Raw genomic sequence first — 25514 nt, 5'->3', positions numbered from 1 at the left:
TCCGCAATTCAAGTATCCACGTTAATGAATGTTAAAAAAAATGAGCAGCCCCACAGACTGATTATCTTTGCAAGCATGAACCATTGTGCACGCTTAGTCATCGGCTGGTTGCTCCTTCTGCCCTCTTTTTTGTTGGCTCAATCGGCTGATGACTGGGGTGCCTTTGCCCAGCGTATCCGGGTGGAAGCACACCAAGGTAAGCATTTCCGGCTGCAGGCAGCGGTAAAGGTGGAACTGATCGATTCAACCGCCGAAGCCGAAATCTGGGCACGGGTCGATAAGAAAGATAAACGGGTGGGATTTTTTTATAACATGATGGATAAACCCATCCGGAACAGCGAATGGCAGGTATATGCCATTGAAGGAAAAATAGATCGGGATGCGGAATTTCTGGCATTTGGTGGACTTTATAGCCGCCAGGGTAAATTCTATTTCGATGATTTCCAGTTGTTTGTGGAAGATGAGAAGGGACAGCTTGTGAAAATACCGGTCCCATCCGGCGGCTTTGAAGGTGATAGCGTAGCGCATCATTGGGGCTATCTACAACAACGCGAGGGATTTACTCTTTCGGGCACCTCCGAATCTCCGTACCTGGGTAAGCGGTCTGCACGTGTGGATGGTTCGGACTTTAAGAAACCGCTTGCCTACGGAAAGAATGACAGTGCCGGTCACCGGGTAACTGTCAATGGCATCGAACTATATTACGAAACATATGGCCAGGGAGAACCCTTGCTGCTGTTGCACGGCAATTCACAGTCCATCCAAGCCTTTACCTATCAAATTCCGGAATTTGCAAAACATTACCGCGTTATCGCTGTGGACACCCGGGGCCAGGGCAGGTCGTCTGAAGATGGCGAGCGGTATACCTACGAACTTTTTGCCGACGACATGAAAGCGCTGCTGGATAAGCTGAACCTCGACAGTGTGAACGTGGTGGGCTGGAGCGACGGCGGGAATACCGGATTGCTGCTGGCGTTGAATTACCCAGCTAAAGTCAAAAAGCTGGTAACCATGGGTGCCAATATTTACATCAACGACAATGTGGTAGATCGCAGTGTGCTTCAAGAGATCGAAAAACGCCGCAAAGCGTGGGAAGCGGACACCAGTGGCACGGCCCAAAATGCCGCTCGCTTGATGACGCTGTTATTAACCGAGCCTAACCGGGTATATGAAGATTTGAGAGCGATCCACTGTCCCGTGTTGGTGATGGCCGGTGAAAACGATATCATCAAGGAAAACCATACCCGTAATATCGCCGCCAATTTACCCAAAGGCACGTTGCACATCGCCTCGGGCGAAGACCACTATTTCCCGGTAAACCATCCAGCGGAGTTCAATGCGATCGTACTGGACTTCTTGCAAAATCCTTAACTAAAAAACTCCAATTCAGGTTTATGGACACCATCTGGTGTCGTGTAGAAGGGCCGGCCCTCAATTACCTCGTGCTTCTGTGGATCGATGCCCAACGCATGGTAAATCGATTGATGCACCTGTTCAATCCGTATGGGCTTCTCGATGGTCTTACACGGCCGTTCGTCTGCGGTCTTCCCATACACAAACCCCTTTTTAATACCACCACCGAACATCAACATGGAACATCCATCTGTAAAATGCCGGTGCATCCCATAATTTTTGATATCGTTGATCACATCGGGCTGGTTTACCTGATGTTTCACCTCCGCGCCTGGCCTGCCCTCCATCACCATATCGCGACTGAATTCGCTGGCGATGATAATCAGCGTACGGTCGAGGTGCCCGCTACGGTCTAAATCTTTAATCAATTGTGCTACTGGCGCGTCAATGAGTTTCTTCATTTCACCCACGCGGGTATGCCCACCTTCGTGCGTATCCCAACCTTTAAAAGGCTCGTATTCGGTAGTTACGCTGATAAACCGTGCACCCTGTTCAATCAGCCTGCGGGCCATTAGGCAGCCTAAGCCGAATCTTCCTGTATTGTAGATGTCGTAGCTTTCCTTCGGCTCATCGTGCAGATCAAATGCTTTAGCTTCCGGAGATTTAAGTAGCATGTAAGCTTGCTCCATGGAGCGCTTGAACGATTCCTTTTGGTAATCACTTCCAAGGTCCCCAACCGCATTTTGGCTGAGCAAATCGTTGTATAATTGATTGCGACGCTCGAAACGACTGAACGACATCCCTGCAGGAGGTTTTACGGCATCCAGTCCCGAAGACGGATCCGGTATCATAAACGGACCATATTCGCTCCCCAGAAAACCAGCAGTGTGGAACGCTTTAAGTTCTTCGGCCTCTCCCACTGTCATTCGCTGACCGATATCGATAAACGCAGGTATCACTGGGTTTTTAGGCCCTAATTCCTGTGCGATCCACGCACCGATATGCGGTGCGGCCACCGTTTGGGGAGGTTCGTAACACGTATGCCAATGATACTGATGGCGTGAATGCAGGATATGCCCCAAATCGGCCGCGACGTACGACCTAATGAGCGTACCCTTGTCCATCAACGCCCCAATGGATTCCAGGCCTTCGGAAAAGTGAATGCCATCCAACGCTGTCGGAACGGACTTGAATGTGCTTAATACCCGATTGGAGTCAAGCCCTTTCTCAAAGGGTGTATATGCTTTCGGATCGAACGTATCGGTATGAGCCATGCCCCCGGCCATCCACAGTAGAATGACTGCGTCGGCACCAGCCTGTTTGCCGGAGCAGGAGCTTAAAAATCCCGAAAGGGGGGCTCCAGCAGCAAGTGCAGCCAATGTGCCTGCACTTGCGGTTTTTAGAAAATCTCTCCTGTTATAATAATGCTTCATGATATCTTATTCAATAAATTGAAATTCAGGCAGCAATATCACTGCCCACAGCAAATCCTGTACCGTATTGGTATCCATACCGTTGTTTAATATTTCATTGGCGATGCGCCGCTCATCCTCCGTTGGAGCACGTCCAAAACTTTGCCTAAATATCGCCTCCGTAAGCAATTTCGGATTTTCATGGCCCGCCACCCATTCCTGGGCACCTGCTATCAGGGTTTCGTTCAGCAGCGCCCCGTTTGTCAGTTCCATCGCCTGTAGCAGTGTACCCTGGTTGTCGCGCACACTGATGATATTTTCACGGCTTGGACGGCCCAGAGCGGTCAAAAAGGGATCGTTCTGCACCAAGGCAGCGCGCACAAAGGAATTGGCATTCGTAAAGGCGATGGAGTCTCCCTGTGGATTGTATTTCAATGCGCCGAACGAATAGATCGGGTGTACGACCATACTGACTGCGTCGGCAAACTGTTCGGCCGTAAGCTTGCGCTTTAACATGCCCGTAAAGACAAATTTATCCGTGTTGATAGTCGCTGGATCTTCAACCGATATCGACGGCAATTGATATGTTTTGGAGGTAGTGATCAGGTGGAGGATCTTTTTGATGTCGTACCCTTGTTCCACAAAATAGACCGCCATCCAATCCAGTAAGTCTTGGCTCCAGGGAGCCTTGTCCATCTCATCGGTAGGCGACACGATCCCCCGCCCCATCAATTGCGCCCATATACGGTTTACCAACGTGCGGTAAAGCCGTCCATTTTCGGGTTGAGTGAGTGCGTTAGCCAATTCTTCTGACTTCTGCTGGATCGTACCCTTAGCTGAAATAGCTCCCAATTCGGGCCATAGTATCCGCGTATCGGCCATTTTTCCGGTTGGGATATCGCAGCGATTGATTTCCAATGGTTTTTCAGAAAAAATATTGGCAAATGCATAGGCATCGTCCAGCTTCCAATCACTTACAAAACTATCGTGGCACGATGCACATTTCAAATTCACGCCCAACAATGCCTGAGATACATTCTGTGCGGCCTGCATGGCGGTGGTTTGGCTGCTGTTTACGGCGCCCCGCCATTCGATGCCCTTAATAAATCCTTTGGACGCCTCAGTCGGAGCCACTAACTCTCGCACAAACTGGTCATAGGGCTTGTTGTTGACAAGGGATCGGTATAGCCAATCGGAGATATTGAAGCGCCCGTTGGTAATATAACCCGGCCCTGTATAGTCGTTGCGCAGCAGATCGTTCCAGAAGGTGGTCCAATGCGTCGCATAGTCACGATCCCGGGCCAGCAGCTCCTCCACAATCAGCTTTCGCTTATCTGGGTTTGTATCCGCTTGGAAATCTGCCAGCTGCTGTGGGCCTGGCGGAAGTCCGATTAGATCAAAGTAGACACGTCTCAGGAATACCCGATCCTCAACAACGGTTGGCCATGGGAGTTCATTCTTTTTAAAATATTCATTGATCCATAGATCCAGTGGGTTTTCCAATCCGGCTACCGCACTGGGCAATTGAGGTTGCCGCGGCGCCAATGGCGCTACCCTGAAAATACCTTTTGCCTGGTCGGGCCAAGGAGCACCTTTTTCGATCCAGAGTTTTATCAGACCAATCTCGTTATCGCTCAATGGTTTGCCTTTTCCGGGCATTGCTTCCTTATGCCCCGGGGGCAAGGTAATGCGGCGCACCAACTCACTATTCTGGACATCGCCCGGAACGATAACCGGTCCCGATTCGCCCCCCTTGAATACAAGTTCTTTATCATCGAGCCTAAGCTCTCCCTCCATTTTGTCACTACTGTGGCATTGGAAGCATTTATGAGCCAGCACTGTCCGGACCGCCAGATTGAGATTCATTTCCTGCTCGCCATCCAAACTATCCAAGCTGGCAAACGTTTGCCACTCAACGGGTGTTGAAGGCCCTTCGATCCCAGCCAGCAGTTCCCCATCTCCCGAAGCCCACGGCGTGCCGCTAAGCAAATAGTCCTGCCCGTGCGTAAGGGAACCCCCATAATGGCCGGCTACCGATACGCCAACCGTGGCAAGCAATAGTAGGGCTTGGTATGCCTTCACAAAGCTCGCACGTTTTTGCCGGATGGCCATCCAGAGAAATACGGCCACCAGCACTCCCAGCGCTGCCGTAGCGATCCCTATCCATTGATGCACCGCAAATGTATCTCCGCCATAACTACCGGACGAAGCCAGTAGCCATCCTAAAAATGCCGAGACAATGGCGCCGCCTGCACCGATAAAAACCAACCAATTGATGCCGGTACGTAGCGATGATTGGAATTTTCGGAAGGTCAGCACCTCCATAATTGCGGCAATCAGCAGCAGTGATACCGGGAAATGGACAATTATCGGGTGGAAACGCCCTAAGAAGCCCCAGCCCCACCAACCTTCATCAGCAGATGCAAGCGTGTCAGCCACCACTGACTCTGCAGAGACACTGGCAATAGACACAATTAAAATACTAATACCTACTATTACCTTCCGATATCTAAAAAATGCCACGTCTTTGTCCTAGTTTATCTGGTTTATAAATATGTAGGTAAAAATACAAAATACTTTTGACAGGGTTATCCTGTGCTTTCCTGTACACAGTGTGTTTTCGACACGTAATATAATGGAACAATAACGATCAGCGCAAAAACGTTATCTTTACAGGCTATGAACTTAAAAAAGACATCACTCGACACATCATACTTGCCAGTCGCTTGGGAGTATCGGGAAGTTATTGAGGAGGAAATCGAGAAAAAGACCACGGGTAAAATCTTCTATTTCTGTTCCGACGAAGGAATTTGTGAGGCAAAAGGCCGTGTCTTGCATATGAAAGAAGAGCGGGGAAACGGGGTGTTCATCACGCTTGATACCGAAACCAAAATCAGAATAGATCGGATCATCACCTTATTTGGTAAGCCCGGTGCTGCCTACGACGAGTACAACGCATATGCGAACGCCTGCATGGATTGCATGGGCGGCTATGAAAAAGATGAGCTTTGAAATACTAAAATAAACGCTTACTTTTGCAGCCCACTCGGAGAGGTGTCAGAGTGGTCGAATGAGCAGTCCTGGAAAGACTGTATATGGGATAACTGTATCGAGGGTTCGAATCCCTCCCTCTCCGCAAAGCGGGGCTTCTTCACGAGGCCCCGCTTTTTTATAACCAGCAATCCCTTTTTACAACTTTTTTGCTTTTTTCAACGCGTCAAGGTATTTTTTCTTTACGCCGTTGTCTTCTTCTTTCTCGCTGAGCGCCTCAATTTTTGGCAAAAGACTTTGGTTGGTATCGGTTTTTAATTTTAATATTTCACCTAGGGCATATGCCGTTGCCCAACGGACAACTGTTCCCGTGTTTACGGTGTTTGACATCAAGTTGGTAATTGACCTGTCTAATGTGGCTTGAAATAACGGGGCTATGTTTCCGATTACTTTCGCACTTTCCCATTTTACCCTCGGTTCGTCGTCTTTCAATGCTGCGGTAACAAAAGTAAGCAGGTTTTCATCTGCTATCGCCGGTGTTTTCTTCGTGGCATATTCGATGGCTTCTATACAGGTTGCTTTGTCAGTAGCGTTTTGTTTTTCCGCATACAGCAATAACTCCTCTAAAGGAAGTTCCCCATTCAGGAGCCATTTTCCGATCGTAGAAACTTTTGCCTTTGCTTTTATCGATTTATCCCGGAAGATCTGTTCGATGGTCATAATTTTACCTATTAGTTGTCTATCAATCAATTATTTATTGGTACAGGCAGGTTCGGTTAGTCAAGTCGGAATCATCCTGCCCGTACCTGCTCCGAAAGTTAATATTATTTCATAACTTTTTAGTCTTCCTGAACGAGTTCGTTGAAACCAAAACCAATATGGTCTGTTATCCTGTGGCACACTCTCCGAACCGGATATCAGGACAACAGCACGAGGGAAAGCGGTATGGCTGCAGGCATGGGAATATTATCAGGGGATTATTCTGTATACGGCATTCTTTTCGCTGCCGGGGCAGTCAGCTACATGATTTCTACGCTGTCCGGCGGAGGTGGTTCGTTGTTGCTGGTGCCTATCTTGAATTTCCTAATCGGCGGACGGGCAACCGCTCCCGTGGTCAACCTGGGTAACCTGATTGGGGAGCCGGTTCGCCTGATTATGTTCTGGAAACATATTAACTGGAAGATTTCGAAGTACTATGTCATTCCCGCGGTCTGCGGAACATTGCTCAGCGCCTGGCTATTCAGTACCGTCAGGCTGGAGTGGTTACGGCTCATCGTGGGGCTGTTCTTGATCAGTACGGTGTTTCAATACCGGTTCGGCAAGATAAAGCGTTCCTTTCCGATGACGTCAAAGTGGTTTGGTCCGCTGGGTTTTGTGATCGGTTTTTTTTCCACCCTCATCGGTGCGGTGGGACCGGTACTCAACCCCTTTTACCTGAATTATGGGATAGAGAAAGAACCGATGATCGCGACAAAGACCGCCAACTCATTTATGGTCGGTTTGGTGCAGATATCCAGCTATACCGCGCTGGGAAACCTACATGGCAAACTGTGGGTTTATGGCTTTGTGCTGGGAGCGGGCGCGTCCGTTGGGAATTGGGTCGGTAAAGCATACCTAAAAAAAATCAATGGTACATTTTTCAGGAAACTGGTGATTGCCGTGATGGTGATCAGCGGCATCATATTGATTATTGACACATTCAGCTAGTCAGATGATCTTGCGGCCGACTAAGTTTACGGTCGCCAGACCACCACCCACCACCACGGATCAACAGGAAAACGCTTCCCAATAGCATGCACCAATCGGTGCGGGCAGCATGCATCATTGCCCAAAAGCCCTCATCGGCGAGTATAACTGTTTTGGTGGTGAATATTGCCACGAGCATAATACATAGCAAAGGGACAGCAGCGAGCCGGGTAAACAACCCCATCAGGACCAAGGCACCGCAAATGGTTTCAAAGGTACCCACAAACGGTCCGAGAAACTCAGGGTCCGGGAGACCTATTTTCTCGAAGCGTCCGGCCCCCAGCTTTTCTGGCAGTAGGAATTTCTGAATGCCTTCGGAGAGAAAAACCGCTCCGACCATCAATCGGATGATGAGGGTCGTTTTTGAATGGTCTGTATTAATTATCCAGCGAAACATGTCGGTTTGTTTATTAATTGTCGGGTTCTCAAACAAAAGTAAGGGGAATTGCGATGGACTCAATGGTTTATTTGAAAATATCAACTTATAAAGGCATCGACGAAACCTAAACGTACTTTGCATTGTTATAAGAGTGAAACCGTAAAAATATGGAAGAGAAAATTAATGAATCGACACCGCAACGCCCGGAGGGGGAACGGACTGTCAATGCAGCGCTGGTAGGCATCGATCTGCCGAAATTCATCGAACAAATCAAAAAAGAGCCCGCTTGGTTGAACGGCCCGAGGAACGCGATTACGGTCTTTAAATCGGAGCGCCTGCGCATCGTGTTAATCGCATTGCATGCAGGAGCAGAAATGCCTACCCACACCGCCGAGGGGATGATTAGTGTGCAGGTGTTGGAAGGTCACTTGCGTTTCGGTACCCAGGAGCAGACGCTGCAATTGGCACAAGGGCAATTGGTTGCCCTTCACGACCGGATACCACATAGTGTATTGGCCCTCGAAGAAAGCCTCTTCCTCCTCACCCTTGTTCCGAATCGGAAAGCTACGTAACCTATCTGATCGTAATGCGCCGGAAACCTTTTATTGATTTTGGTGTTTATCTCAAATAAAACTAAAACGGATATCATGGATAAGTTGAAAAAATTTGAACTGATGGAGAAAATTGTCCGCGAATTGGAAGATTTGAAACGAAGTGGCCAAGCGGTACTGGAGAAAATCGGTAAAATCGAAGTAGATAATATCGAATTAGGAGATAGTCGTTTGGAGAAGATATTGCCTGACATCTATCAGCGAACCGCTGAAAACGGGGATGCAATTACCGAATTGCTGAACGCGTTCGCTGAAAAAACAGATGAATTCGGCGTTAAAAATAATGTGGATCAGCTCCGCCAGCAGCAGGAAATCGACGGAAATAGAAATGCCTAGCGATATTGGATTTGTTTATTTTGTCATAAAATAAGCTTCTTTCATTTTTGCTGGATAATATAATCCACAATTTGGTTAACTTACTCATTTTTTGTGCCCCTCCTGTTTCCGTCATTTGTTCTTATAAAGGTAAGAAATGATGGAAACAACAATGGATATACTCCCCGATCTGGATAACCGGTATGAAATCCAGGGCGAGCAGGTGCAGGAATTTGAACGGAACGGTCACGTACAGACCTTAGACCTACTCAATGAACAGGAAATAACCGTTTATCAGCGCGTGATAAGCAGTGCGGTGAACCGGTTTAATGACGAAAAACGGAGTCTTGCGGAACGTGACACCTATGGCAAAGCTTTTTTGCAGATTATGAATTTGTGGCGTGTGGACGAAAGCGTAAAGAAGTTTGTATTGGCTAAACGTTTCGCTTATATCGCAGCCAAGCTGCTCGGTGTTGAAAATGTCCGGCTGTATCACGATCAGGCACTATTTAAAGAACCGGGTGGCGGCCCCACCCCGTGGCATCAGGATCAAAACTATTGGCCATTGGCCGCCAATAAGACAATTACCATGTGGATGCCGCTGGTGGATATCCCGAATCCGGATATGGGGATGCTTACCTTCGCATCCGGATCCCATCGGGAAGGTGCGGTATCCGACTTGGTGATCTCTGACGAATCGGAAGACGCATTTGAACAATATGTCCGTCAACACCGGTTTCCGTTGGTCAGGCCGGCTGCATTGAAGGCAGGTGACGCCACTTGGCACAATGGGTTTACCATACACAACGCACCCGGAAATGAGGGACAACGGATGCGTGAGGTTATGACCATTATCTATTATGCCGACGGCACCCGGATTGCACCGCCGCAGCACAGCTTCCAGGAAAATGACCTGAAGACGTGGCTTGGCAATAAAGCACCGGGATCATTGGCAGACTCGGATTTGAATCCGTTATTGCTTTAGTGCAGCATGAAACGGCGCCGGTAATTCAGCGGACTGAGCTTCATTTTTCTCTTGAATGTCCGATAGAAAAATGAGACGTCGGAAAATCCGCTCTGGAAGGAGATATCGGACACTGGTTTCTCCGTTTGAATCAATTGTTGTGCGGCATAGTTGATTCGATATTCCATAACTGTTTCCATGAACGTTTTCCTGGTTGTCTTTTTGAAGTATTTGCAGAAAGCCTGAGGCGTCATGTGGGCAAGAGATGCTGCCTCCTCCAGCGAAACTTTGCTCCGGTAATTTTCCACCAGATACGCAAACACCGGGCTTATGCGCTGTTGCGAAGCACGGGGCTGAATCGCCACGGTGTCTTGCTGACTGAAAACCGTGCAAGTGACGTCGTCTGAAAGCTGTTGGAGGACTTCCAGTAATCCGGTAAAACGATAAAATTCCGTCTCCCTGGCTAAGGAATCCAGCCGCTTGCCTATTTGATCCGAAATCGGCGCTGTAAAATAGATACCGATTTTCGCACGTTCGAGAAATTTAGTAACGGCTTCCATCTCGGTCTTGGCCAGCAACGTTGGCCCCAGTGTATCTTCTGAAAAATGGACGACGATAGCTCCTGCATCCGATGAATCGGTAGGCTCCAGTTTCCAGCAATGCGGAATGTCTGGGCCGATAAGGACTAAGTCACCCGGCCCGAAATTGTCCTGGTGGCTACCAATATACCGCTTGCCCCTCCCCCCGGTGATGTAAGTGAGCTCATAGGCAGTATGGAAATGATAAGGTGCATCGAAAGCTTCGGGTCCGAAACTACGCAACAGAAACGAATGGTCGCCTTGCGGATGTAGGTATTCCAGGGAAGCCTTAAGCATGGTACTTTTCTTTCAACTTATTAACAAAAAAGTCCCGGTTGTGTTAACAGCCGGGACCTGTTTAAGTTTATAATTAGTTGGTTTGAGCAATAAATGTATGGAAAATTTATCGGCTTTGTCAAATAATTTATTCAAAAAAGTCATTATTTTTTTACATTCTGATTTAACTGCCTGTTAATCAAATCAAACATATGCATTACGACGAACTCCGCTACCGGCCAAAAAATTCATGAAAATACAGAAGTTGATAACAAATGGATTGTTGCCAATACATCCAATTATGCGCGCCTGGCCCGGTAATATAGGTATGCGGGATGTTTCTGTCTAATAGTTTCCGATGCAGTTGTTCATTAACATGGTAAAAGAAATCGCCTGTGCCACAGTCAATCACCAATGCCAGTGTATCGGGTGTAAGTCTATGCAATTGGTTGATAACTGTATGTGCGTCCCATCTTTCTGGGTAATCCGCATAGCTGCCCAGACGTTCGGCCATATCCCAATTGAGTGGAAATGGACGGATATCCACGCCACCGGCGGTACTGCCTGCCGCACCATAGACGTCCAAATGCCGCATCGCAAGATACAGCGCGCCGTGTCCGCCCATACTTAACCCAGAAATAGCCCGACCCTGACGGCTTCGTAGGGTCTTATAGTTAGCGTCAACCCACTTTACTAATTCCCGGGATACAAATGTTTCGTATTGGAATGAATCGTCTACCGGACTGTCCCAGTACCAGCTGCCGTATCCCCCATCCGGACACACGATCATGAAGTGGTAGCGATCGGCGATATCTTTAATTTCAGGAGCCTTGGTTACCCAGTCGGCATAGTTGCCGCTGTATCCATGCAGCAGATATACAACGGGCAAAGAGTCGAGGGAATCGTAGTCGTCGGGTACAATGACCACGGTTTTAATGGCTTTGCCCATGGCACGGCTGTCAACCGCTATTGTGTCCACTTTGGCGGCATAAACGTCCGCAACATACCACATTGCCAGCAGGCTTATTAAGTAGTTCTTCATTTTATTAGCTAGTTATTGAATCATGAGTTGCTTTGTGAACGGTATCAAAAAGATCGCTGCACTGCGTTTACGGTAATTGATCCCTGTCGCCGGTAAAAGTACAAATTAACATTAAAACCCAGCACCGCTTCACTCAGGGTGTAATAGCCTTGGCCATTCCGCGAAAAGGCGATAGCTTCGCCTTGTGGCTCAGGTCGATAAGGCAACTGGATTGCTGGTCGGCTTAACGTTTGAGGCATCGATTCCCCGGATTTCCGTTGCCAGTAAAAAACATTCAAGAGGTTTTTCATTAATATTTCCGTCCCGTCTGGACTGATGTCGGCCGAAGTGATAAAGGTATACGGTATCGTCCCTACCTGCGTTAAGACCAATGTATCGGCCGGCTTTTCCGGAAGAACCGTTCGATAGATACCCGCGTGGAGTTCCCGTTTGCTGAATAGGTACAGGTAGTTATCTATAGGATCGAAAATTAGCGATTCGGCATCACGCGGACCGTTTTCATACGTCAATACAAACGAGGTAATGCATTCCGCTGGAATCGTATCCACGTATGCGCTCCCCCCCATTGCCACGGGTTCTTCCAGCATATGAACACTAACATACGGCCGGCGGCCTCCATTATCGCCGATATCCCCTACCAGTAGGTAATTTCGCCCAAAGCGTTCCATCGTACCGATGTCTTCCCAATCGCGGGCATCCACTCCCTGCAGGTAATAAGTAGCTTTAAGTTGCGCGGAATCATCAATGAGAAAAATACGCGCTGCATCACCGCTGTCGTTGTGCGTCCAGAGAAAACCCGGATTTGCCGAGGAAGCCACCAAGCCCGAGGCTTCATTGATTTCCGTGTGGGTAATCTTTCCGTTAGTATGGCCGGATGCAAAAGGCATGTTTCCCTGGCCCCAAGCACCGACTACCACCAGGTTGCTTAGTATAAACGCTATAAGTTTGTGATGCCCGGTCATGCGACCAAAATACAAATTAAATTCGCAAAAAACATTTGTCTATCTTTGTTTCCCAAATGCCATGCAGATGAATGTACACAGATTTTACGACGAAGGACTGGCACATGCGTCCTATGCCATCATCAGTAGAAACCAGGTAGCATTGATAGATCCCGGACGGAACCCAAAACCGTACCTTGATTTTGCGGTAAATCACCACGCACGGATATCGGCGATTATCGAAACCCACCCACACGCGGATTTTGTCAGTTCGCACGTGGAGCTATACGAATTAAATGAAGCGCCCATTTATACCAGTAGCCTCGCAGGTGTCGGATACCCCTATATACCGTTTGACGAGGGCGACCGTATTCCACTGGGAAGCATTCAGCTGGAAGCCATCCATACCCCCGGGCATTCTCCGGATAGCATCAGCATTTTGTTGTTGGACGAACACGCGCAACCCCATGCTGTTTTCACTGGCGACACGTTATTTGTCGGAGATGTAGGGCGACCTGATCTTCGGGAGAACGTCGGAAATATCCGGGCCGAAGCCCGGGCATTGGCTAGACAATTGTATCGTACCACACGCGAAAAACTGATGAAGCTCCCACACGACGTACGGGTTTATCCCGCTCATGGGCCGGGTTCACTCTGCGGAAAAAACATCGGAAGTGAACTGGATAGTACGATTGGTCGGGAAATCCGTGAAAACTATGCATTGCAGCCCATGAGCGAGGATGAGTTTGTGGCGCTGGTATTGGATCAGCTTCCTTTTGTACCTAAGTACTTTGCATACGATGTAATGCTTAATAAGCAGGGAGCGGACGCATTCTTAGCGAGTATAGAGGCAATCCCGATACTCGTCGGACCGCATGAGATGAGACCTCAGGTACTTATTGTTGATGGCCGTCCCGCAGAACAATTCCGTTCAGGGCATATGCCGGGAGCGATTAACATACCGGACGGACCGAGGTTTGAAACTTGGCTGGGTTCCGTCGTGGGCCCGGAAGAAACATGCTACCTATTGGCCGCCGACCCCGTGCAACTACGGAAGTTGCTTGAAAAAGCGGCAAAGATAGGCTATGAACGTCTGATAGCGGCAACGCTGGTAGTCACCGACGGCCCTTTGAAGTCGGCACCTTTCGATCCCGAACATTTCGCGAGCCATCAACAGGCGTATACCATCGTGGATATCCGGAATCGTCAGGAGTCGAACACCCAGATAGTTAAGAATGCGATACAGATACCCTTGCCCGAACTTCGCGAGCGCTTGCAGGAAATCCCAACGGACAAGCCGATTGCCGTGCACTGCGCGGGCGGGTACCGGTCGGCCATTGGTTCCAGCATCCTGGCGTCAGCGTTGACCGATACGATCGTGCAGGATATCAGTACGCATATTTTAGATGTTGATCAGGCTAGCTAATGTGGAAATTACTCGCCCTGACGCAGTTGATTTGTGGAAGCCTACAGCAGGATTCAACGATCAATTCTGAATTTGCCGACCGGCTTAACAGTGTATATCGCCACAGTGTACCGGCCGTAACGGTAGGCGAGCTACACACGCTGATAAAGCAGGGCGCTATCTTACTAGACACGCGCGAAGGCGATGAATTTGAAGTAAGTCACATTCGGTACGCACAATCTGTTGGCTACATTTGGTTCGATATGCGGGAGGTTTACAACATTCCGAAGTCCGATACACTCGTCGTTTACTGTGCAGTCGGTACTCGAAGTGAGCGGATTGGTGAAAAGCTTCAAAAAGCAGGTTACCGGCACGTTTACATGCTATTCGGTGGTATATACGAATGGGTCAACCAGGGGAATCCGATCTACAACAGTCAGAATATACAGACTACAGAGGTACATGTGTACGATAAAAACTGGTCGCGATGGCTAGAAGCGGGCTCGCCCGTTTATTGATGTATGGAGTAAGCAAATGCGGTTCGATTATGCAATCGAAAACTCCTTGGCAGCGAGATACCGTTCCGCTTCCAATGCCGCCATACAGCCGGTTCCGGCTGCGGTAACTGCCTGCCGGTATATGTGATCCTGTACGTCGCCACAGGCAAATACTCCCTCAATGTTGGTGCTTGTACTATCCGGTTTGGTAATCAGGTAACCGTTTGTGTCCATCTCCAATATTCCCTGGAACAGTTCCGTATTGGGTTTATGACCGATGGCCACAAAAAATCCGGTAACCGGCAACACGCTTTCTTCCAGCGTTTGATTGTTGTATACCAGCACGCCGGTTACGTTTTGCCCGTCTCCTACAATTTCTTTGGTCTCCGTATTATAATGGATCTCGATATTAGGAGTATTCAATACACGGTGCTGCATTGCTTTTGATGCTCGGAATTCATCTCGTCGTACCAGCATATGCACCTTATTGGCGAGCTTAGCCAGGTAGGTAGCCTCTTCGGCAGCTGTGTCACCTGCACCTACGATTGCTATATCCTGCCCTTTGAAAAAGAAGCCATCGCACACGGCGCAGGCGGATACACCAAAGCCATTGTACTTTTGCTCGCTTTCAAGGCCCAGCCATTTGGCCGTGGCGCCTGTAGCAATGATGACAGTGTCGGCCGTTAAGGTTTGCTCACCGTCAACGACAACCTTATGCACATCACCCGAAAAATCCACCGATGTGATGTAACCAAAGCGTATATCAGTCCCGAAGCGCTCAGCTTGCGCCCGGAAATCTTCCATCATTTGTGGTCCTTGTACACCATCCGGGTAGCCTGGGAAATTCTCTACTTCAGTGGTTTGCGTTAGCTGCCCCCCGGGAACGATGCCGGTATACAATACGGGTTTCAAATCTGCCCGGGCCGCATAGATCGCAGCTGTATAACCTGCAGGGCCTGAACCGATAATCAGACATTTTATATGTTCGTGTGACATGGTATGAAAGTCAAAAGTAAAAAATCGAAAACTAAAAAATTGACAGGCAACTATCGAAATTTAAAACGCACAAAGATAACGGATTCACCGATTCCATTCAACATCCCTATGTCATTTCCCAAACTTCGCTTGTAGATTCTTCAGCATATCATCCGTAATCGGACCGGGCTTTTGTTTCGGCCGGGATTGCTGCTGGCGATGAGGTGTATCGGATTGTTTATCTGGACGCTGAAGCGGTGTTGAGGCATTCGTTTGGGGAGCGACTTCTCTTTGTGTCTGGCGTTGCTCCTTCTGTTTGGCACGAAAGCGCTGCCATACATTATCCACACACTTCTTTGTATATAATGGAAAATCGCCCTGCATCATCCAGGAATAATAGCTGGGTTCCATGGTAAATACCTCTTCAACCGACCGGCCTTTATGCTTTCCAAAATTAAACACCTCTTCTCCCTGTTCATTGAATACCATTCGCCCCGCAAAGTCTACCGGACGGCTCAGGTTGGTGAAACGGTGCAGCGCTTCCACGTCATTAATCACAGGAATACATTTATTACCTGCCTTATCCTCCCATTCCATGTTCTCATACCGATCCAGCTGAGATTTCAACACTTCGTAGGTGGCACGGACGTCATCCTCGGCACTGTGGGCGTTGTCGAGCTCCAAGCCGCAATAAAACCGGTATGCCGCCTTCAATGTGCGCTGCTCCATCTGATGGAAAATATTCTGCACATCGACGAAAAGTCTGCCCTCCAACGAAAAATCTACTCCTGCACGCATGAATTCCTCCATCAACATCGGGATATCAAATTTGTTTGAATTGTAACCCGCCAGATCTGCGTTATCAATAAAAGCAGCAAATTCTTGCGCAACCTCCTTAAATGTAGGTGCATCCTTGATGTCTTCGTCGTAAATCCCATGAAACATCGACGATTCCGGGGGAATCGGAATTCCCGGATTTATTTTCATGGTTTTGACGGTTTCCGTGCCTTCGGGGGAAACCTTTAAGATGGAAATTTCAACGATTCGATCCGTAGATATATTCACGCCGGTGGTTTCCAGATCAAAAATAGCCAACGGACGTTTCAATTTAAGGTTCATGTTTTATCTGCTTTGCGAATACGTTAGGTTTTGATATATGATTAATTGCAATCAGCTCAATATTATAATTCCCAATAGAATACCAACCACCATAATTACATAAAGCAGTATCTCATTTCCGGCAAAACGCTTGTACCTCGTCCAAAAGCTATAGTCTTCTCTTTCCGGTTGTTGGATTCCCATTGTGGGGCAAAGATAAGCAATATTTCTTATCCCGCCTATAACTGGGTGTGCCTTATAATTCGTATTCCAACGGTTCGCAGAAAATCCCCACTGTTGCCAGCAGGCTGGCAACAGTTTCACGTTGAAGACCATGAGCTTCTATTCGAAGAACCTTGTCGCAGTCTTCCAAATCAAACGTCCATCGTTTAATCGACAAAACACGTTCAAAAAGCGCTCGGACTTGTTGAACATGCCCCTGTGTGCTGACGTTGGTCTTGTAGATGAATATTTCCGTCATCGTCCGTACTCTTTAGTTTCATTTTGATTGTCGTTTCCGTTCCACTGACACCACTTGCCACGCATATAGGCTTTAAACCGCTCCTTGTCTGATTCATCCATCCGGTCAAATTTCTGGCGCATTGCCGCGTTTCTCCATCGCGGACCGCCACGCTTCGGCCCTCCCCCTCCAAATCCGAATAATAATTTGCAGAGAAAGAACAACGCCATCGACTGCCACAGGTTGATGGCACTAACGCCAAACAATGCCGGTAAGGTATAATTCCAAAGGTGCATCACCACAAAGCTCACCAGGAAAAGGAATCCGATGGCAAGAATGGGAATAAAAACAAACCGTATTTTACTTCTGAATAATCTTTTCATCTTTGCTTATTTTATTACCTGTTATTTTATCGTTAATTCATCGTAAAAGATCTTCAATCGTTTTCTGAGGTGCACCACCGCATAGTGCTTGCGCGATATCAGCTTGCCCATTGACTCTCCGGTGATTTCGGCAATCTCTGCAAATGAAAGCTGTTCCAGCTCATGCCAGACAAACACTTGTCTTTGCGCCGGTGGGAGTTCATCCAAGGCTCGCCACAACTGTTGCCACGCCATGCGATCCTGATACGCTGTCTCGGGATTATCATCAGCTACCGGCGTAAACTTACCGAATTGCACGCCCTCTCTGTCGGCATCCATGGCGGGATTCCAAGTCAACTCGGATTTCTTACGCCTTTTGTCGATGATCCTATTTTTGGCAACCCGGTACAACCAGGCTCCCAATTGTTCGACCGGCCGCGTATTGATCACTGCACTTAGTTGGTACCATACATCTTGCAGAATATCCTCCGCGTCGGCATCGTTATTTACACGTTTCCTAATGAAGCCGCGCAACCCTTGTCCGTAAGAAGTGACGGTTGCCGTTATTTTACCTTGCTTTTCATTAGTCATTTTCCATGCACTTGATGAAGACCTCCTGATCCCTTGTTTCTATAGACGAACCAACCCAGAAAACATTTCAAAAAAAAATCACTTTTCTTATATTCCGATCTAAAACCGAATCTTCGTACCTTTGTGCCATGCAAGTATATTTTGACAACGCCGCCACTACGGCTCTTGACCCTCAGGTAATCAAGGCTATGGTTGAAACCATGGAGTTGAATTACGGAAACCCCTCGTCTATTCATGCGCACGGGCGACAGGTAAAGACCATTGTAGAACGAGCGCGCAAAACGGTAGCGGGATTGTTGAATACTTCGCCTTCGGAAATCTTTTTTACATCGGGCGGAACCGAGGCCGATAACACGGCAATTGTCAGAGGTATTGTAGACAATGGTATTTCACATGCCATCACTTCACCCCTCGAACACCATGCTGTGTTGCATACGTTGGAGGCGCTTGAAAGACAGGGTACCGTTACACTGACCTTGCTCAACGTAGATGAAAAAGGCCGCATTGATCTGCAACAATTGGAGCAGGTGCTGAGAGACAACCCTCATTCGTTTGTGTCGCTGATGCATGCCAATAACGAAATCGGTACGCTTACGGATATTGAATACGTATCGGCCTTATGTAAGCAATATCACGCGATTTTCCATTCGGATACGGTTCAGACCATGGGACATTACGTACACGACTTAACCAAGCTGCAAATTGATTTCGTAACCGGTGCCGCACACAAATTTCATGGCCCGAAGGGCGTCGGTTTCCTGTATATCAATCATAACACGAAAATAAAGCCTTTTATTTATGGAGGAGCGCAGGAACGTAACATGCGCGGAGGTACCGAAAACGTATATGGCATCGTGGGCTTGGCCAAGGCACTTGAAATCTGCTACGCCGAGCTGACCGGTCACCAACAATACATACAGGGATTAAAAGAGTACATGATTGCCCAGTTAAAGGAGAACATCCGCGACATCCACTTTAATGGTGACATCGCCGCCGAAAATAGCTTATATACGGTATTAAACGTTTCGTTTCCATGTACCGACATCGCCGATATGATGTTGTTCAACTTGGACATCGCCGGCATATCGGCTTCCGGAGGAAGCGCCTGCAGCTCGGGATCCGACATCGGCTCCCACGTATTGCAAGCAATTGGCGTTGATCCCGATCGGCCCAGCGTACGTTTCTCATTCTGCAAAAATAATACGCGTGAAGAAATTGATTTTGTGATAGGTAAATTAAAGGAGTTATGCCTGGAAAAAGCGTAATCCAAGCAAACAATGAAAAAGATTAGCTGTTGTCTTTTATAGCGAATTATGAGTAAAAAGGAGAACAGCGATGGAACGGAAAAATCAAACACCCGTCCTTCCAAAAGAGGACCGGTATCACAAACCGACCGAAAAAAAGAGGAAAGATGAAAACGACGTAGTAGCGGAAGCCGAAGAGGTAACGGATATTGATAAGGAGAGTTTTACCGACCGGAATCATAAGCGGAAACATGATTCTCCTGCCGATATCACTAACCCCGGTACGGTTTAGTTAATCGTCATCGTCATCCATTCCTGTGGCCACACGGTAAGCGGCCTGCAATTCGGACAAGGCATGCATGTCGCGTTTAACTCGCGCGCTGTGCATGCCTTTTTCATATACGGCAATGGCATCATCCTTTCTGCCCAATGTTTCGTAGAGTTTTCCCAAATGATAATACGTGCCTACGTAGTCGGGATGATTGTCTACCAATTTCTCGTAATATTCCAGGGCATCTTGGATATTTCCCAGCTTGAGATGTTCCGTGGCAAGCGCGTAGTTAAGGAACGGGTCATTTGGGTTCTCGGTCAAAAAATCAGTCAATTGCTGCAAACGGTCAGTCATCATAAAGGGACAAATTTACCACTAAATAAGCAACTACACAACCTTCCTTTTGGTTTGCATATCCCCGAAAGTTTATCGATGTTTGTACAAAACCACGTTTTATGAAGATATTAGTTTGCATCAGCAACGTACCGGACACGACGTCCAAAATAACCTTTACCGACGATGGTACGACATTCAATACAGCGGGTATTCAGTATATTATTAACCCATATGACGAAATTGCGCTTTCAAAAGCAATTGGATTAGCCGAAGGCGGCCAGGGCACGATAACGGTTATCAACATCGGGGAGGCGAATACCGAAGCAGCCATCCGGAAAGCGCTGGCAACGGGCGCCGATGAAGCCGTGCGTGTGAATGCTGCTCCCCGCGATGCCTGGTTTGTGGCTCATCAAATAGCCGCATATGCTAAAGATAAGGGCTTTGACCTCATTCTTACCGGTAGGGAATCCATTGATTACAATGGCTCTCAAGTGGCCGCTTTTGTGGGGGAACTGCTGGGCATTCCTTCGGTTTCCACCGCCAAGAAAATAGAAATCGCAGACCATAGTGCGACTGTAGAGCGGGAAATAGAGGGTGGCAAAGAAGTGCTTTCCATTCCGTTGCCGTTCATAGCGGGAACCGCAGAAGGAGTTGCCGAACCCCGTATCCCCAACATGCGAGGTATCATGAGTGCACGTACGAAACCGCTCGAAGTGATCGAACCTATCGAAGTCCCGGTGTTGTCTAAAATCACTCGTTATGAAACTCCCGAACCCCGGGGCACTGTTACCTTTGTGGACGCAGGCGAAGTTGAAAAATTGGTAGATCTGCTGCACAACAAAGCAAGAGTAATATAAATGGTTAATGGCCAATGATTGGCCCGCGGTTAGAAATTTTTACTTTTCACTTTTTACTTAACACCGAATATGTCAGTTTTAGTATATACCGAAAATACCAACGGTTCGTTTAAGAAGTCTGTATATGAAGTGGTTTCCTATGCAAAAGCTATTGCCGACAGCTTGAATACCTCCCTCACCGCGATATCCATAGGCGACGTCGAACAGTCGGCGTTGACCGCATTGGGCAACTATGGCGCATCCCGGGTGCTGAATGTATCCAGCGATCAACTGAAACAGTTTGTCAATCAGGCCTACGCGTCGGTGATTGCGGCGGCGGCAGACCAGATCGGCGCAGACCTCATTGTCCTTTCTAATTCCTTTAGCGGAAAAGGGTTGGCTCCCCGCGTAGCAGCGAAGGTGGAGGCGGGGCTGGCAGACGGTGCTGTTGAACTACCCGATGTCAGTAGTGACAACATCACAGTGAAAAAAGCGGCTTTTTCAGGCAAAGCATTCGCCATCACCGAGCTTACATCGGCAAAAAAAGTGATTGCATTAAACCCGAATTCCTTCGAACTCCGGGAAACCGGCGGCAATACAACGGTAGAAACTTTCCAACCGGATATTCCTGGTAACGATTTGGCAGCCATTATCCAGGACATTGTGCGCACTACGGACAAAGTCACGCTTCCCGACGCCGAAATTGTTGTCTCGGCAGGCCGTGGGCTTAAAGGACCGGAAAACTGGGGGATGATTGAAGAATTGGCAGATGTGCTGGGAGCGGCTACTGCTTGTTCCAAACCTGTTTCGGATGCAGGGTGGCGGCCCCATTCAGAACATGTCGGACAAACCGGAATTGCAGTGAGCCCCAATCTGTATATTGCTATCGGCATTTCCGGTGCCATTCAGCACCTGGCCGGCGTAAGCGCTTCGAAAACGATTGTCGTCATCAATAAAGATCCCGAGGCACCGTTTTTTAAGGTGGCCGATTACGGCATTGTTGGCGATGCTTTTGATGTGGTGCCCAGACTAACAGCAGCCATTAAGGCCTACAAAGGCAACTGATTGTTTGGTTTTTCCCTCGAATGCGGCTAACTTTATGCCGTAAAAGCGCGTTTAGGTCGCTGTATTTTAAATAACTATTCGCATCTTTGTGTCTCCCGTAAGGGAATCGTGTATGAAGAAGATAAAGTTAGATATAGTCGGGTTATCCTATAGCCAAACCCAATCTGGGGCATATGCATTGGTGTTGGGAGAAGTTTCTGGCCGTCGGCGTTTACCCATCATCATCGGTGGCTTCGAAGCGCAGGCCATTGCCATCGAAATTGAAAAAATGACGCCAAGCCGGCCCTTGACTCACGACCTGTTCAAAACCTTCGCGGAAACCTATCACATCCGGATCGATGAAGTAATTATTTACAATCTCGTCGATGGCATCTTCTATGCGAAGATCATCTTCAACGACGGACATAAACAAACCGAAATCGATGCGCGGACATCGGATGCCATCGCATTGGCCGTGCGGTTTAAGGCACCGGTGTATACCTATGAATTTATCTTGGCCTCCGCAGGTATCGTCATCGAAGGTAATGATTTTGTGTTTCTTGAAAACATTGAATCGGCCGGAGCCAGTGATCCGGAAGCAGTGGCCTCCAAAGATACATCGTCCTTCACATCGATGACCGATGACCAGTTGCAGGAAAATCTTTCGAAAGCCCTGGCCGACGAGCTGTACGAGAAAGCTGCCCGCATCCGGGATGAAATCAGCCGCAGAAAATCATCGTAGTTTTGTGCTATGCCGATAAAGGTCAGACTTACCGTGATGAACTTCGTTCAGTTTTTCATCTGGGGGGCATGGCTAATTTCTCTCGGCGGTTACATGGGCAGCCAGCTGAACTTTTCCGGTCTACAAATCGGCTCTGTCTATTCAACCATGGGCATTGCGTCAGTATGTATGCCGGGCTTGCTCGGCATCGTGGCCGATCGGTGGGTGAACGCCGAACGCGTATTTGCCGTTGCACATTTTATTGCAGCCGGAGCATTGATTGCAGCAACAAAAGTTGCTGACTTTCAGACTTTTTATATCCTCATGCTCATCAATTCACTGTTTTATATGCCTACCCTGGCATTGTCCAATTCCGTATGTTATAATGTGTTGACCCGGAAAGGATTTGACGTGGTAAAGGCTTTTCCACCGATCCGGGTATGGGGTACTGTCGGTTTTATCGTTGCCATGTGGATTGTTGACCTGCTGGGATGGACCAAGAGTACCGGCCAACTCTATCTCGCCGCCGGTGCCGGTTTGTTTCTCGGTTGCTATGCGTTCACCGTACCGCCCTCGCCTCCTTTTCTGGGTGAAACCCGTGAAAAATCGTTGGCTTCATCGCTCGGATTGGACGCCTTTGTCTTGTTTAAAGAGAAAAACACTGCTTTGTTTTTTATATTTTCACTGTTATTGGGAGCTGCCTTACAGATCACCAATGCCTTTGGCGGTCCGTTTCTGGACGATTTCAAAGCTACCTATCCGGATTCGTTTGGCGTTCAGCATCCCAATCTATTGCTTTCCATTTCGCAGATTTCCGAGACCTTTTTTATCCTGCTGATTCCATTTTTTTTAACCCGCTTCGGTATCCGTAAGGTTATCCTTTTCAGCATCTTCGCCTGGGTACTGCGTTTTGGTCTTTTCGGCCTGGGAAATCCCGATGACCGGCTGTATCTACTGGTCTTATCGATGATCATCTACGGTATGGCTTTCGATTTCTTCAATATATCCGGTTCGCTCTATGTCGAAAAAGTTGCGGAACCGAAAATCCGTTCCAGTGCACAGGGGCTCTTTATGATTATGACCAATGGCTTTGGTGCCATCATCGGGGGCTATGGCAGCGGTTGGGTAGTAGATCACTTTACAAGCACTATGGGTATTCGCGATTGGCCTAGCATTTGGTTTACGTTCTCCGGCTATGCGCTGGTGTTGGCGGTGCTTTTCCTCTTGGTCTTCCGGGATAGGCGAATTGAAACCGCATCGGCCTCTATCCCATCTTGATGCGAATGAGACGACTGTCTACCGGCAGTTGTTCTACCGATCCAACAGTTACCAAATCGTGATAGCGCGGAAACAGCGGATTCAATAAACAATTGTATTCTTTGGGATTGACTGCAGATCGTACCCGGATACCGAGGTAGTTGGCTTCCCGCATCCAGTGGTCACCGAGCCGCTTGTTCTCCAGATGCCCCAATCGGGTCCAATGTTTCGGATACGCCGAGTCCGGTGGTGTATGGATCAGTTCCGGTTCACCGCCTACTTCAATTTCCATGATAAAGAGCTTGGGCGGAATAATGTCCGAATCGAAATGCACGAGGTTTTCTAGATAAGCCAGTGAGCTGTTTTCACTGGTATAGAGCATATAGCTGCCGGGGTTGTTCCAGCGGCCACCAAATCGATAGGCTCCCATCCCCGAAAGGTCGGCAGCACGTTGCCTTGATTTGGCAATGCGGTACAGCAGCATCAGGAATATACCCCCTCTTCAATGCGCCCCAGCACGGTGTTGACAAGCGCCAATCCCGTGGGCATATGAAACAGCTCCAGTGGGCGCATCCCGTTTATGGAGCGATTGGGCGTAGCCAGCCAATCACGTACCTTATCTTCGTCTTCAAAGACGGACACGGCATGTTCTACCACTTTAGCAATTTCGATTAAATGCGAAGACGTATGCCGGTCCAGCCGATCATCGCTCCGCTTGCGCTCGATGGTTTTGATCGACATATCCAGGACGCTTTCTACAAATTGCTTCCGGGGCACGCCTAAAAAGGAAATAAGCGCATCGAGCGACGAGCGCTTCAACCCTTCATTGCTTAAGGCAATCAAGTCAAACTCTGTTTTAATGCCCATGCCGAGCACATCCCTACCCCCTAAGAGCGATACCACATCCCAGTAAACCTTCGTCTCTTTTTTATTGCTTGTAGCCATATGCGACATTTTCTCCAAAGTTACGGATAATTTGTCGTTTTTCAAAAGATAGAATTTACTTCTTCGACGTGGCGATTATCGTTATTTCAAATGATAAAAAAACTCCATTTCCTATGACAACAATTTTTTTAAATAGGCAGGATAACTCTCTTTGTCGACCGATCCATCTCCTTTGGTGATACTATCTCCAAAACAAACAATCCGGCCGGTAGGAAGATCGTTGTCTCGTATATATTGACTCACTGCAAGCGCAATAAATCTGTAGCCATTCGGAGTTGGGTGAACACCGTCCATCTTTCCACTGTTTATTTCATTCTGTAAAAGCGAGTCGTTATCTTCTCCTATTTTACCGATTTTTTCAATGATTTGTCCTACGTCCAAAAGATGAGAATTGGTTTCCGACGCGATGCGTTTTATCATTTTATTCAAGGATCGCCAACGTCCCGTGGGGCCTTCCGGCTCGTAAAATTCTTTCGGATGCCTTTGGAGAAGATAAGGCTCGAAAAAGGGCAGTGTGGTTAATAGAAGTAAATTCGAACCCGTTGCTTTTATTCGACGAATGATTGTTAACACGTTCTGCTTAAATTCGTTTGGGGGTACGTGTTTCGCGGAATTCATGTCATTGGTACCTGCCATGAGAATAACCAAATTGGGCTTGTGAGATAAACAATCTCGATCGAGCCGATTTAGCAGATCCCTACTGTTGTTGCCACCGACTCCCGCATTAACCAATACGCGATCCGTCGCAAAATTCGGTTCGCTCAAAAACGGTAAAGCAATTATTAAATCAAGAATAAATGTTTTTCTGTCCATGATAAAATTACGTGTCATGCAGCTCTGATTACAAAGAGCTGCATGGTTAGT

The 25514-nt window shown here is 48.0% G+C and carries 30 protein-coding genes and 1 tRNA gene; 15 read left to right on the top strand and 16 right to left on the bottom strand.

Going from position 1 to position 25514, the window contains the following annotated elements:
• Positions 1-24 precede the first annotated feature (24 nt).
• Positions 25-1371, top strand: a complete 1347-nt coding sequence (locus BMZ56_RS17865; protein ID WP_090628986.1) for an alpha/beta fold hydrolase — start codon at positions 25-27, stop codon at positions 1369-1371.
• On the opposite strand, the gene BMZ56_RS17860 is transcribed toward BMZ56_RS17865, so the two are convergent.
• On the bottom strand, positions 1368-2786 hold the full coding sequence (locus BMZ56_RS17860; protein ID WP_090628984.1) for a DUF1501 domain-containing protein: 1419 nt from the start codon (positions 2784-2786) through the stop codon (positions 1368-1370). The two genes, BMZ56_RS17865 and BMZ56_RS17860, sit on opposite strands and share 4 nt — an antisense overlap.
• Positions 2787-2792: 6 nt before the next feature.
• Positions 2793-5288: a DUF1549 domain-containing protein gene (locus BMZ56_RS17855; protein WP_218146611.1), complete on the bottom strand. Its 2496-nt coding sequence runs from the start codon at positions 5286-5288 to the stop codon at positions 2793-2795.
• A gap of 156 nt (positions 5289-5444) precedes the next feature.
• Between BMZ56_RS17855 and BMZ56_RS17850 the strand changes: the two genes are divergently transcribed.
• Positions 5445-5777: a hypothetical protein gene (locus BMZ56_RS17850; RefSeq protein WP_090628983.1), complete on the top strand. Its 333-nt coding sequence runs from the start codon at positions 5445-5447 to the stop codon at positions 5775-5777.
• A gap of 36 nt (positions 5778-5813) precedes the next feature.
• Positions 5814-5901: transfer RNA gene (locus BMZ56_RS25655), tRNA-Ser, on the top strand.
• Between the two features lie 53 nt (positions 5902-5954).
• On the opposite strand, the gene BMZ56_RS17845 is transcribed toward BMZ56_RS25655, so the two are convergent.
• Positions 5955-6476 carry a hypothetical protein gene (locus BMZ56_RS17845; RefSeq protein WP_090628982.1) on the bottom strand — a complete coding sequence of 174 codons (522 nt, stop codon included), beginning with the start codon at positions 6474-6476 and terminating at the stop codon, positions 5955-5957.
• 141 nt (positions 6477-6617) lie between these two features.
• Between BMZ56_RS17845 and BMZ56_RS17840 the strand changes: the two genes are divergently transcribed.
• The gene (locus BMZ56_RS17840; protein WP_218146610.1) at positions 6618-7463 is read left to right on the top strand and encodes a sulfite exporter TauE/SafE family protein; all 846 of its coding nucleotides are present in this window, start codon (positions 6618-6620) and stop codon (positions 7461-7463) included.
• Here BMZ56_RS17840 and BMZ56_RS17835 read toward each other — a convergent pair.
• Positions 7456-7899, bottom strand: a complete 444-nt coding sequence (locus BMZ56_RS17835; protein WP_090628980.1) for a DoxX family protein — start codon at positions 7897-7899, stop codon at positions 7456-7458. The two genes, BMZ56_RS17840 and BMZ56_RS17835, sit on opposite strands and share 8 nt — an antisense overlap.
• A 149-nt stretch (positions 7900-8048) precedes the next feature.
• Here BMZ56_RS17835 and BMZ56_RS17830 point away from each other — a divergent pair, with 149 nt between their 5' ends.
• The 3 genes from BMZ56_RS17830 (at position 8049) to BMZ56_RS17820 (ending at position 9792) form a co-directional block, all read left to right on the top strand.
• Positions 8049-8453, top strand: a complete 405-nt coding sequence (locus tag BMZ56_RS17830; RefSeq protein ID WP_090628979.1) for a cupin domain-containing protein — start codon at positions 8049-8051, stop codon at positions 8451-8453.
• 75 nt (positions 8454-8528) lie between these two features.
• Positions 8529-8828, top strand: a complete 300-nt coding sequence (locus BMZ56_RS17825; RefSeq protein ID WP_090628977.1) for a hypothetical protein — start codon at positions 8529-8531, stop codon at positions 8826-8828.
• Positions 8829-8964: 136 nt separating this feature from the next.
• On the top strand, positions 8965-9792 hold the full coding sequence (locus BMZ56_RS17820) for a phytanoyl-CoA dioxygenase family protein (protein ID WP_218146609.1): 828 nt from the start codon (positions 8965-8967) through the stop codon (positions 9790-9792).
• Here the strand turns inward: BMZ56_RS17820 and BMZ56_RS17815 are convergent.
• The 3 genes from BMZ56_RS17815 to BMZ56_RS17805 all read right to left on the bottom strand — a co-directional run bounded on the left by BMZ56_RS17815 (position 9789) and on the right by BMZ56_RS17805 (position 12629).
• A complete protein-coding gene (locus tag BMZ56_RS17815; protein ID WP_090628975.1) occupies positions 9789-10646 on the bottom strand; it encodes an AraC family transcriptional regulator in 858 nt (285 codons plus the stop codon). The genes BMZ56_RS17820 and BMZ56_RS17815 overlap by 4 nt on opposite strands.
• Positions 10647-10857: 211 nt before the next feature.
• Entirely contained in the window at positions 10858-11667 is an 810-nt protein-coding gene (locus BMZ56_RS17810; protein ID WP_090628974.1) for an alpha/beta hydrolase, read from the bottom strand.
• A 44-nt stretch (positions 11668-11711) separates the two neighbouring features.
• Positions 11712-12629, bottom strand: a complete 918-nt coding sequence (locus BMZ56_RS17805) for a hypothetical protein (protein WP_090628972.1) — start codon at positions 12627-12629, stop codon at positions 11712-11714.
• A 67-nt stretch (positions 12630-12696) separates the two neighbouring features.
• Here BMZ56_RS17805 and BMZ56_RS17800 point away from each other — a divergent pair, with 67 nt between their 5' ends.
• Together BMZ56_RS17800 and BMZ56_RS17795 are read left to right on the top strand one after the other, a co-directional pair.
• Entirely contained in the window at positions 12697-14034 is a 1338-nt protein-coding gene (locus BMZ56_RS17800) for an MBL fold metallo-hydrolase (protein ID WP_090629344.1), read from the top strand.
• Positions 14034-14531, top strand: coding sequence for a rhodanese-like domain-containing protein (locus BMZ56_RS17795; protein WP_090628971.1), 498 nt, complete (start codon positions 14034-14036; stop codon positions 14529-14531). Before BMZ56_RS17800 ends, BMZ56_RS17795 begins: the two co-directional genes overlap by 1 nt.
• A gap of 27 nt (positions 14532-14558) precedes the next feature.
• Here the strand turns inward: BMZ56_RS17795 and trxB are convergent, their stop codons facing one another.
• The 5 genes from trxB to BMZ56_RS17770 all read right to left on the bottom strand — a co-directional run bounded on the left by trxB (position 14559) and on the right by BMZ56_RS17770 (position 17996).
• Positions 14559-15506: a thioredoxin-disulfide reductase gene (trxB, locus tag BMZ56_RS17790; protein ID WP_090628969.1), complete on the bottom strand. Its 948-nt coding sequence runs from the start codon at positions 15504-15506 to the stop codon at positions 14559-14561.
• Positions 15507-15617: 111 nt separating this feature from the next.
• A complete protein-coding gene (locus BMZ56_RS17785) occupies positions 15618-16604 on the bottom strand; it encodes a 3'-5' exonuclease (protein WP_090628968.1) in 987 nt (328 codons plus the stop codon).
• Positions 16605-16839: 235 nt separating this feature from the next.
• The gene (locus BMZ56_RS17780; protein ID WP_090628966.1) at positions 16840-17064 is read right to left on the bottom strand and encodes a hypothetical protein; all 225 of its coding nucleotides are present in this window, start codon (positions 17062-17064) and stop codon (positions 16840-16842) included.
• Positions 17061-17426, bottom strand: coding sequence for a hypothetical protein (locus BMZ56_RS17775; protein WP_090628965.1), 366 nt, complete (start codon positions 17424-17426; stop codon positions 17061-17063). The genes BMZ56_RS17780 and BMZ56_RS17775 overlap by 4 nt, the downstream gene beginning before the upstream one ends.
• 21 nt (positions 17427-17447) lie before the next feature.
• Positions 17448-17996 (bottom strand): RNA polymerase sigma factor, encoded by a 549-nt coding sequence (locus BMZ56_RS17770; RefSeq protein WP_090628963.1) that lies wholly within the window; start codon positions 17994-17996, stop codon positions 17448-17450.
• Between the two features lie 128 nt (positions 17997-18124).
• Here BMZ56_RS17770 and BMZ56_RS17765 point away from each other — a divergent pair, with 128 nt between their 5' ends.
• On the top strand, positions 18125-19261 hold the full coding sequence (locus tag BMZ56_RS17765; RefSeq protein ID WP_090628962.1) for a cysteine desulfurase family protein: 1137 nt from the start codon (positions 18125-18127) through the stop codon (positions 19259-19261).
• Between the two features lie 70 nt (positions 19262-19331).
• A complete protein-coding gene (locus BMZ56_RS17760) occupies positions 19332-19532 on the top strand; it encodes a hypothetical protein (protein ID WP_090628960.1) in 201 nt (66 codons plus the stop codon).
• Here the strand turns inward: BMZ56_RS17760 and BMZ56_RS17755 are convergent, their stop codons facing one another.
• Entirely contained in the window at positions 19533-19868 is a 336-nt protein-coding gene (locus BMZ56_RS17755; protein ID WP_177195202.1) for a tetratricopeptide repeat protein, read from the bottom strand. It lies immediately after the preceding gene.
• A gap of 98 nt (positions 19869-19966) precedes the next feature.
• Here BMZ56_RS17755 and BMZ56_RS17750 point away from each other — a divergent pair, with 98 nt between their 5' ends.
• The 4 genes from BMZ56_RS17750 to BMZ56_RS17735 all read left to right on the top strand — a co-directional run bounded on the left by BMZ56_RS17750 (position 19967) and on the right by BMZ56_RS17735 (position 23726).
• Entirely contained in the window at positions 19967-20704 is a 738-nt protein-coding gene (locus BMZ56_RS17750) for an electron transfer flavoprotein subunit beta/FixA family protein (protein WP_090628959.1), read from the top strand.
• A 69-nt stretch (positions 20705-20773) separates the two neighbouring features.
• Positions 20774-21748 carry an electron transfer flavoprotein subunit alpha/FixB family protein gene (locus tag BMZ56_RS17745; protein ID WP_090628957.1) on the top strand — a complete coding sequence of 325 codons (975 nt, stop codon included), beginning with the start codon at positions 20774-20776 and terminating at the stop codon, positions 21746-21748.
• A 112-nt stretch (positions 21749-21860) separates the two neighbouring features.
• A complete protein-coding gene (locus BMZ56_RS17740; protein ID WP_090628955.1) occupies positions 21861-22469 on the top strand; it encodes a bifunctional nuclease family protein in 609 nt (202 codons plus the stop codon).
• A 9-nt stretch (positions 22470-22478) separates the two neighbouring features.
• Positions 22479-23726, top strand: coding sequence for a nucleoside permease (locus BMZ56_RS17735; RefSeq protein ID WP_090628954.1), 1248 nt, complete (start codon positions 22479-22481; stop codon positions 23724-23726).
• Here the strand turns inward: BMZ56_RS17735 and BMZ56_RS17730 are convergent.
• The 3 genes from BMZ56_RS17730 to BMZ56_RS17720 all read right to left on the bottom strand — a co-directional run bounded on the left by BMZ56_RS17730 (position 23713) and on the right by BMZ56_RS17720 (position 25463).
• Entirely contained in the window at positions 23713-24189 is a 477-nt protein-coding gene (locus BMZ56_RS17730; protein WP_090628952.1) for an RES family NAD+ phosphorylase, read from the bottom strand. The genes BMZ56_RS17735 and BMZ56_RS17730 overlap by 14 nt on opposite strands.
• Positions 24189-24650 (bottom strand): Xre family toxin-antitoxin system antitoxin, encoded by a 462-nt coding sequence (locus BMZ56_RS17725; protein WP_177195201.1) that lies wholly within the window; start codon positions 24648-24650, stop codon positions 24189-24191. The genes BMZ56_RS17730 and BMZ56_RS17725 overlap by 1 nt, the downstream gene beginning before the upstream one ends.
• 111 nt (positions 24651-24761) lie before the next feature.
• Positions 24762-25463 carry an SGNH/GDSL hydrolase family protein gene (locus BMZ56_RS17720; RefSeq protein ID WP_177195200.1) on the bottom strand — a complete coding sequence of 234 codons (702 nt, stop codon included), beginning with the start codon at positions 25461-25463 and terminating at the stop codon, positions 24762-24764.
• Between the last annotated feature and the right edge of the window lie 51 nt (positions 25464-25514).

This window comes from Parapedobacter indicus, from assembly GCF_900113765.1.
GTDB classification, from domain to species: Bacteria; Bacteroidota; Bacteroidia; order Sphingobacteriales; family Sphingobacteriaceae; genus Parapedobacter; species Parapedobacter indicus.
Note: the sequence above shows the minus strand (reverse complement) of the source record. Positions and strands in the feature narration are given on the sequence as shown.

What these genes read in the sequence shown, in the direction of transcription:
- BMZ56_RS17805 (WP_090628972.1), bottom strand. Translation starts at nt 12,629, where the DNA reads ATGACCGGGCATCACAAACTTATAGCGTTTATACTAAGCAACCTGGTG.
- BMZ56_RS17860 (WP_090628984.1), bottom strand. Translation starts at nt 2,786, where the DNA reads ATGAAGCATTATTATAACAGGAGAGATTTTCTAAAAACCGCAAGTGCA.
- trxB (WP_090628969.1), bottom strand. Translation starts at nt 15,506, where the DNA reads ATGTCACACGAACATATAAAATGTCTGATTATCGGTTCAGGCCCTGCA.
- BMZ56_RS17755 (WP_177195202.1), bottom strand. Translation starts at nt 19,868, where the DNA reads ATGATGACTGACCGTTTGCAGCAATTGACTGATTTTTTGACCGAGAAC.
- BMZ56_RS17775 (WP_090628965.1), bottom strand. Translation starts at nt 17,426, where the DNA reads ATGAAAAGATTATTCAGAAGTAAAATACGGTTTGTTTTTATTCCCATT.
- BMZ56_RS17750 (WP_090628959.1), top strand. Translation starts at nt 19,967, where the DNA reads ATGAAGATATTAGTTTGCATCAGCAACGTACCGGACACGACGTCCAAA.
- BMZ56_RS17810 (WP_090628974.1), bottom strand. Translation starts at nt 11,667, where the DNA reads ATGAAGAACTACTTAATAAGCCTGCTGGCAATGTGGTATGTTGCGGAC.
- BMZ56_RS17820 (WP_218146609.1), top strand. Translation starts at nt 8,965, where the DNA reads ATGATGGAAACAACAATGGATATACTCCCCGATCTGGATAACCGGTAT.
- BMZ56_RS17845 (WP_090628982.1), bottom strand. Translation starts at nt 6,476, where the DNA reads ATGACCATCGAACAGATCTTCCGGGATAAATCGATAAAAGCAAAGGCA.
- BMZ56_RS17765 (WP_090628962.1), top strand. Translation starts at nt 18,125, where the DNA reads ATGCAAGTATATTTTGACAACGCCGCCACTACGGCTCTTGACCCTCAG.
- BMZ56_RS17815 (WP_090628975.1), bottom strand. Translation starts at nt 10,646, where the DNA reads ATGCTTAAGGCTTCCCTGGAATACCTACATCCGCAAGGCGACCATTCG.
- BMZ56_RS17785 (WP_090628968.1), bottom strand. Translation starts at nt 16,604, where the DNA reads ATGAACCTTAAATTGAAACGTCCGTTGGCTATTTTTGATCTGGAAACC.
- BMZ56_RS17835 (WP_090628980.1), bottom strand. Translation starts at nt 7,899, where the DNA reads ATGTTTCGCTGGATAATTAATACAGACCATTCAAAAACGACCCTCATC.
- BMZ56_RS17760 (WP_090628960.1), top strand. Translation starts at nt 19,332, where the DNA reads ATGGAACGGAAAAATCAAACACCCGTCCTTCCAAAAGAGGACCGGTAT.
- BMZ56_RS17800 (WP_090629344.1), top strand. Translation starts at nt 12,697, where the DNA reads ATGAATGTACACAGATTTTACGACGAAGGACTGGCACATGCGTCCTAT.
- BMZ56_RS17780 (WP_090628966.1), bottom strand. Translation starts at nt 17,064, where the DNA reads ATGACGGAAATATTCATCTACAAGACCAACGTCAGCACACAGGGGCAT.
- BMZ56_RS17770 (WP_090628963.1), bottom strand. Translation starts at nt 17,996, where the DNA reads ATGACTAATGAAAAGCAAGGTAAAATAACGGCAACCGTCACTTCTTAC.
- BMZ56_RS17720 (WP_177195200.1), bottom strand. Translation starts at nt 25,463, where the DNA reads ATGGACAGAAAAACATTTATTCTTGATTTAATAATTGCTTTACCGTTT.
- BMZ56_RS17795 (WP_090628971.1), top strand. Translation starts at nt 14,034, where the DNA reads ATGTGGAAATTACTCGCCCTGACGCAGTTGATTTGTGGAAGCCTACAG.
- BMZ56_RS17725 (WP_177195201.1), bottom strand. Translation starts at nt 24,650, where the DNA reads ATGGCTACAAGCAATAAAAAAGAGACGAAGGTTTACTGGGATGTGGTA.
- BMZ56_RS17745 (WP_090628957.1), top strand. Translation starts at nt 20,774, where the DNA reads ATGTCAGTTTTAGTATATACCGAAAATACCAACGGTTCGTTTAAGAAG.
- BMZ56_RS17865 (WP_090628986.1), top strand. Translation starts at nt 25, where the DNA reads ATGAATGTTAAAAAAAATGAGCAGCCCCACAGACTGATTATCTTTGCA.
- BMZ56_RS17730 (WP_090628952.1), bottom strand. Translation starts at nt 24,189, where the DNA reads ATGCTGCTGTACCGCATTGCCAAATCAAGGCAACGTGCTGCCGACCTT.
- BMZ56_RS17850 (WP_090628983.1), top strand. Translation starts at nt 5,445, where the DNA reads ATGAACTTAAAAAAGACATCACTCGACACATCATACTTGCCAGTCGCT.
- BMZ56_RS17830 (WP_090628979.1), top strand. Translation starts at nt 8,049, where the DNA reads ATGGAAGAGAAAATTAATGAATCGACACCGCAACGCCCGGAGGGGGAA.
- BMZ56_RS17735 (WP_090628954.1), top strand. Translation starts at nt 22,479, where the DNA reads ATGCCGATAAAGGTCAGACTTACCGTGATGAACTTCGTTCAGTTTTTC.
- BMZ56_RS17740 (WP_090628955.1), top strand. Translation starts at nt 21,861, where the DNA reads ATGAAGAAGATAAAGTTAGATATAGTCGGGTTATCCTATAGCCAAACC.
- BMZ56_RS17825 (WP_090628977.1), top strand. Translation starts at nt 8,529, where the DNA reads ATGGATAAGTTGAAAAAATTTGAACTGATGGAGAAAATTGTCCGCGAA.